The sequence below is a fragment of the Terrabacter sp. P5_B1 genome, assembly GCF_056400505.1.
In genome coordinates, this window is the sequence record NZ_JBFULD010000282.1 from 1 (window position 1) to 5,609 (window position 5,609).

General features: G+C 71.6%; 6 protein-coding genes. 5 read left to right on the forward strand and 1 reads right to left on the reverse strand.

The genetic code is table 11. The annotated features are described in order from the left end of the window. The 5 genes from AC1DP0_RS17195 to fabF all read left to right on the forward strand — a co-directional run. Nucleotides 1-522: PucR family transcriptional regulator (locus tag AC1DP0_RS17195; protein WP_478086648.1), on the forward strand; the 522-nt coding region annotated here is incomplete at its 5' end. Between the two features lie 46 nt (nucleotides 523-568). Continuing rightward, nucleotides 569-1,501 (forward strand): ACP S-malonyltransferase, encoded by a 933-nt coding sequence (locus tag AC1DP0_RS17200; protein WP_478086650.1) that lies wholly within the window; start codon nucleotides 569-571, stop codon nucleotides 1,499-1,501. A gap of 137 nt (nucleotides 1,502-1,638) precedes the next feature. Beyond that, nucleotides 1,639-2,694, forward strand: a complete 1,056-nt coding sequence (locus tag AC1DP0_RS17205; protein ID WP_478086652.1) for a beta-ketoacyl-ACP synthase III — start codon at nucleotides 1,639-1,641, stop codon at nucleotides 2,692-2,694. A gap of 116 nt (nucleotides 2,695-2,810) precedes the next feature. Further along, entirely contained in the window at nucleotides 2,811-3,059 is a 249-nt protein-coding gene (locus AC1DP0_RS17210; protein ID WP_142177560.1) for an acyl carrier protein, read from the forward strand. Nucleotides 3,060-3,176: 117 nt separating this feature from the next. Continuing rightward, a complete protein-coding gene (fabF, locus tag AC1DP0_RS17215; protein ID WP_478086655.1) occupies nucleotides 3,177-4,427 on the forward strand; it encodes a beta-ketoacyl-ACP synthase II in 1,251 nt (416 codons plus the stop codon). A gap of 92 nt (nucleotides 4,428-4,519) precedes the next feature. On the opposite strand, the gene AC1DP0_RS17220 is transcribed toward fabF, so the two are convergent. Further along, nucleotides 4,520-5,609 (reverse strand): RtcB family protein (locus tag AC1DP0_RS17220; RefSeq protein WP_478086658.1); only part of this gene is annotated, 1,090 nt, incomplete at its 5' end.

Sequence of the window (5,609 nt, forward strand, 5' to 3'; positions counted from 1 at the left end):
GCACTGAGCGGGCTCGCGGCCGCTGCCGCCTGGCCCGACGCGCCGCGCGTGTTCGAGTCCGACGTCGTGCTGCCCGAGCGGGCACTCGCCGGCGACCCGCCCGCGCGGCGCATCCTCGTCGACCGCATCCACCGGCCGCTGGCCCGCGCGAGTCATGCCCCGCTGCTGCAGACGGCCACGGCCTACCTCGAGACCGGCGGCTCGCTCGAGGCCAGCGCGCGGGCGCTCTTCGTGCACCCCAACACGGTGCGCTACCGGCTGGGACGCATCTCCGACGTGACGGGCTACGACCTCACGTCACCGCGCGAGGCCTGGACCGTGCGCATCGCCCTGGCCCTGGGTCGCCTTTCCGCGACCCCTGCCCCCGCGACGGCAAGCCCTCCGGCAGCCGCGGGCTCCGACGCGACCAGCGCGGCCGGCGAGACGCCGCGCGGTTACCGACCTGAGCCGCCGCCTCGGCCCAGCGCCACCGCCTCGCTGCTTTTGGAGGAAACCTCCAAAGTATCCTCCACGACTTCGTGACATTCGGTGACGGGGTCCTGACCGGTAACCGGGAAGGGTGGAGCACGTGCTAGCGATCGTGTGCCCCGGACAGGGCTCCCAGACCCCCGGCTTCCTCACCCCGTGGCTCGAGCTCGACGGGGTGCGTGACCAGCTGACCGCCCTGGGCCGGGCGGCCGGTCAYGACCTCGTCGCGCACGGCACCGAGTCCGATGCCGACACGATCAAGGACACCGCCGTCGCCCAGCCGCTCATCGTCGCGGCCGGACTCGTCACCGCCTCGGCCCTCTTCCCGACCCGTGGCGACCTCGCCGGCACCGGCGCCGTCCTCGCCGGGCACTCGGTCGGCGAGCTCACGGCCACCGCCCTCGCCGGGGTCGTCACGGACGATCAGGCCATCTCCCTCGTCGCCACCCGTGGCCGCGCCATGGCGGAGGCCAGCGCGGTCACCCCGACAGGAATGGCTGCCGTGCTCGGGGGCGACCCGGACGAGGTCCTGGCTGCGCTCGAGACCCACGGCCTCACGCCCGCCAACGTCAACGGCGCCGGACAGGTCGTCGCGGCCGGCACCCTCGAGCAGGTCGAGGCCCTCCGCGCCGCCCCTCCCGCCAAGGCGCGGGTCATCCCGCTCCAGGTCGCCGGCGCCTTCCACACCCGCCACATGTCCCCCGCCGTCGAGGCCCTGGTCGCGGCCGCCCGCGACATCACGCCCGCCGCCCCGGCACTCCGGCTGCTCTCCAACGCCGACGGCGCCACGGTGGCCGACGGCCCCGACGCCCTCGACCGGCTCGTCCGACAGGTCAGCAACCCGGTGCGCTGGGACCGCTGCATGGAGACGATGCTCGCGCTCGGCGTCACCGGCCTCGTGGAGCTCGCTCCCGCGGGCACCCTCGTCGGCCTCGCCAAGCGGGCGATGCCCGGCGTCGAGACCCTCGCCGTCAAGACCCCCGACGACCTCGAGGCGGCCCGGACCCTCGTCGCAGCCCACACAGGCTCGTGACGGATCCTTGACTAGCGCACCACCCCGACAAGGGGCAGGCTCATGGAGAGGTCCCCGTGCGACGGCGACCCCGTCCCCGGACCACTCCAGCGCCGATCCACGACCCACCTGAACCCTCACCCTCGAGAAGGCCTCACGTGACATCCCCCAGCGCTACAGCGCCGACGCCCAAGGGCACCGGCACCCTCGTCGACAACGGCGCGCCGCGCCACTCGCGGATCATGGGCGTCGGCGCCTACCGCCCGGCCCGCGTCGTCATGAACTCCGAGATCGTCGACAAGATCGACTCGAGCGACGAGTGGATCCGCGAGCGGTCCGGCATCATCAGCCGCCACTTCGCCGCCGCCGACGAGAGCGTCGTCGACATGGCCGAGGCGGCCTCCCGCCAGGCCCTCGAGCAGGCGGGCGTCGCACCGGAGCAGATTGGCTTCGTCCTCGTCGCCACGGTGACGCACCCGTACCAGACGCCTGCTGCGGCGCCCGAGCTCGCGTCCCGTCTCGGCTCGACCGCTCCCGCCCTCGACATCTCGGCGGCGTGCGCCGGCTACTGCTACGGCGTGGCCTTGGCGAGCGACATGATCAAGGGCGGCTCGGCCGACTACGTCCTCGTCGTCGGCGTCGAGAAGCTCAGCGACTTCACCGACCCCTACGACCGCGGCAGCGCCTTCATCTTCGGAGACGGGGCGGGCGCCTGCGTCATCGGCCCGAGCGACACCCCCGGCATCGGTCCGACGGTGTGGGGCTCCGACGGCACGCAGCGCGACGCCATCAGCCAGAGGCAGGCCTGGACCGACGTGCGCGAGTCCTGGCAGTCCGCGCAGGCCGACAAGAACGTCTGGCCGGCGATCGGCATGGCCGGCCAGACGGTCTTCCGCTGGGCCGTCTGGGGCATGGCTCCGGTGGCGCAGCAGGCCATCGACAAGGCCGGCATCAAGGCCGACGACCTCGACGCCTTCATCCCGCACCAGGCGAACATCCGCATCATCGACGCGATGATCAAGCAGCTCAAGCTGCCCGCCGACATCCCCGTCGCCCGCGACATCGTGACGACGGCCAACACCTCGGCGGCCTCGATCCCGCTCGCGACGACGAGGATGCTCGCCGAGAAGGAGATCCCCAGCGGCGGCCTCGCACTCCAGATCGGCTTCGGCGCCGGCCTGGTGTATGCCGCGCAGGTCGTCGTGCTGCCCTGAGCACTCCCAGCACGGGCAGTCCCAGCACTCCCGCGGGTCCCGACGGGTCATTCGGGCCACGGAACGACAACCACCCAGCACCACACATCACCCACACATCACCAAGGAGTAGACAGATGGCTCAGTCCGAGCAGGAGATCCTCGAGGGTCTTGCCGAGATCGTCAACGAGGAGACCGGTCTCGACACCGCGTCCGTCGAGATGGACAAGTCCTTCACCGAGGACCTCGACATCGACTCCCTCTCGATGATGACGATCGTCGTCAACGCCGAGGAGAAGTTCGGCGTGCGCATCCCGGACAGCGAGGTCAAGAACCTCAAGACCGTCCGCGACGCCGTCACCTTCATCGGCGGCGCCCAGTCCTGACGCGGCCGGTCGGCGCCCGGCCCCACCGGGCCACCGGGCGCCGACCGAACCGGACCACCCCACCCCCTCCACCCCTCGCACCAAACCACCCCACTCGACTCAGAGGAGCACGTCACCATGACGACCAATCGCGACCGACGCGTCGTGGTCACCGGTCTCGGAGCCACGACGCCCCTGGGCGGAACTGCCCCTGAGACGTGGGAGGCCCTGCTCGCCGGCCAGTCCGGCGCCCGCCCGATGGACTTCGACTGGGTCTCCAAGCACGAGCTGCCCGTCACCTTCGCCGCCACGATCGCCACGAAGCCCAGCGAGGTCCTCACCAAGGTGGAGACCCGCCGCCTCGACCCGTCGAGCCAGTACGCCCTCATCGCCGCACGCGAGGCGTGGGCCGACGCCGGCTCGCCGGAGATCGAGCCCGAGCGCCTCGGCGCCGCCATCGGCTCCGGCATCGGTGGCGTGTGGACCCTGCTCGACCAGTGGGACGTGCTGAAGGAGAAGGGGCCGCGGCGCGTCTACCCGCTCGCGGTGCCGATGCTCATGCCCAACGGGCCTGCCGCCGCCGTCTCACTCGACCTCGGGGCCCGCGCCGGCGCCCACACGACGGTCAGCGCCTGCGCCTCGGGCGCCGAGAGCATGGGCTACGCCATCGACATGATCCGCACCGGCCGCGCCGACGTCGTCGTCGCCGGCGGCACGGAGGCGGCGGTCCACCCGCTGCCCATCGCCGGCTTCGCTGCGATGCAGGCGCTGTCGACCCGCAACGACGAGCCCGAGAAGGCGTCCCGGCCGTATGACACGGGCCGTGACGGCTTCGTGCTCGGTGAGGGCGCCGCCGTCATCGTCCTCGAGTCGGAGGAGCACGCCCGCGCCCGTGGCGCGCGCATCTACGCCGAGCTCGCGAGCGTCGGGATGTCGGCCGACGCGCACCACATCACGGCCCCCGAGCCCAACGGGTCGGGCGCGTCCCGCGCCATGCTGTATGCCGTCGAGCGCGCCGACCTGTCACCCACCGACATCATCCACATCAACGCGCACGCGACCTCGACCCCTGTCGGCGACGTCGCGGAGTACAACGCGATCAAGCGCGCCTTCGGCGACCACACCGACAACCTGTCGGTCACGGCGACGAAGTCGATGACCGGCCACCTGCTCGGCGCCGCTGGAGCGCTCGAGGCGGTCATCACCATCCAGTCGATCTTCAACCGGCTCGTGCCGGCGACGATCAACCTCGACGACCAGGACCCCGAGATCGCGCTCAACGTCGTCCGCGGGGAGCACCAGAAGCTGCCCGACGGCGACATCGCGGCTCTCAACAACTCCTTCGGCTTCGGCGGCCACAACGTCGCCCTTGCGATCCGCAGCATCTGAGAGATCACGCCAGAACCACGCCAGCATAAGACAGGGCCCCTCGACCGTCATCGGTCGAGGGGTCTTGTGCACGTTGCGGCCGCAGACGCCGTTCACCCCTTGACGCAGAGCAGCGTGTTCAGCCGGGCCACGACCTCCACCAGCGGGCTCGGGCCGGACGCCTGAGCCGCCATCACCGACTCCAGATCCTTGTAGGCCGAGGGGATCTCGTCGATGACCCCGGCGTCCTTGCGGCACTCCACGCCCGCCGTCTGGGCCTGGAGGTCCTCGATGGTGAACTGCCGCTTGGCCGCGTTGCGCGACATCCGGCGCCCGGCGCCGTGGCTCGCGGAGTTGAACGACGCATCGTTGCCGAGCCCGCGCACGACGTACGAGCCGGTGCCCATCGAGCCCGGGATGAGCCCGAGGTCGCCGAGCGCGGCCCGGATCGCGCCCTTGCGGGTCACGAYGACGTCGACCCCGTCGTACGTCTCCTCCGAGACGTAGTTGTGGTGGCACCGCACCGGCTCGTCGAAGGCGACGTGCGGGAGGTGCGTGCGCACGACCTCGCGGATCGTCGTCATCATGACCTCACGGTTGAGCAGCGCGTACTCCTGCGCCCAGTACAGGTCGTGGACGTACGCGGCCATCTCGGCCGTGCCGGCCAGGAACACGGCCAGGTCACGGTCGGGCAGCCCGAGGTTGTGCTCGAGCGTCTTCGCCGTGGCGATGTGCCGCTCCGCCAGCTCCTTGCCGATGTTGCGCGACCCGGAGTGGAGCATGAGCCACAGGTGGCCGTCGTCACCCTCGCACAGTTCTGCGAAGTGGTTGCCCGATCCGAGCGAACCGCACTGTGCGGCAGCGCGGCCCGCCCGGTCGGCGATCTTCGGTGCACGCAGGTCGCCGAACCGGCCCATCAGCCCTTCGAAGCTCGCGGCGAGCCTGGTGTCGCGCGCGAGCACCGGCGCCGTGCCGTCGTTGGCGTTCCAGCCGACGGGCAGCACGGCCTCGATCGCCGCACGCAGCGGCCCGAGGTCGTCCGGCAGGTCCGCTGCGGTGAGGTTCGTACGGACCCCGGACATGCCGCAGCCGATGTCGACGCCGACGGCGGCCGGCGACACGGCATCGCGCATGGCGATGACGGAACCGACCGTCGCTCCCTTGCCGAGGTGGACGTCGGGCATGACACGCAGGCCGTGGACC